The sequence below is a fragment of the Caulobacter sp. CCH9-E1 genome, assembly GCF_001556515.1.
Classification (GTDB): Bacteria; Pseudomonadota; Alphaproteobacteria; order Caulobacterales; family Caulobacteraceae; genus Caulobacter.
On record NZ_LSJA01000105.1, the window covers coordinates 1 to 562 of the forward strand.

At 62.6% G+C, this 562-nt stretch carries 1 pseudogene; it reads left to right on the forward strand.

The window, feature by feature from the left end:
- Window positions 1-8 precede the first annotated feature (8 nt).
- Window positions 9-505: pseudogene (locus AX690_RS23615) on the forward strand (transposase); the annotation flags it as partial.
- Window positions 506-562: the final 57 nt, after the last annotated feature.

A 562-nucleotide genomic window follows, 5' to 3' on the forward strand; every position in this document is an offset into this window, starting at 1 on the left:
GAGCGACCATGAAGAGGTCGAAGTTCAGTGAGGCGCAGGTAGCGTTTATCCTGCGTCAGGCAGACGAGGGCGCCACGGTTGGCGAGGTCTGCCGCAAGGCGGGAATTTCCGAGGCGACGTTCTACGTCTGGCGCAAGAAATACGCTGGCCTGATGCCGTCGGAGATGAAGCGGCTGCGCCAACTCGAGGATGAAAACGCCCGGCTCAAACGGATCGTGGCGGACCTGTCGCTCGACAAGGAGATGCTGCAGGACGTCATCAAGCGAAAGCTTTAGGACCTGCCCGGCGCCGCCAGCTCGTGGATTATCTGCGAGCGGCCTGGCAGGTCAGCATCCGACGCGCCTGCGGGGCGCTCCAGGCGGAACGATCCAGCTATCACTACAAGGGCAAGCGGACCGATCCTGTCGCCCTGAAGAAGCGGATCAAGGAGATTGCCGAGACGCGGGTTCGCTACGGCTACCGGCGGATCACGGTGCTGCTCAAACGCGAGGGATGGCCGGTCAATGGTGTGCAGCGGCGTGGAAGAAGGACCCCCTTAGCGGGGTGATAGGCGCCTAAAAGG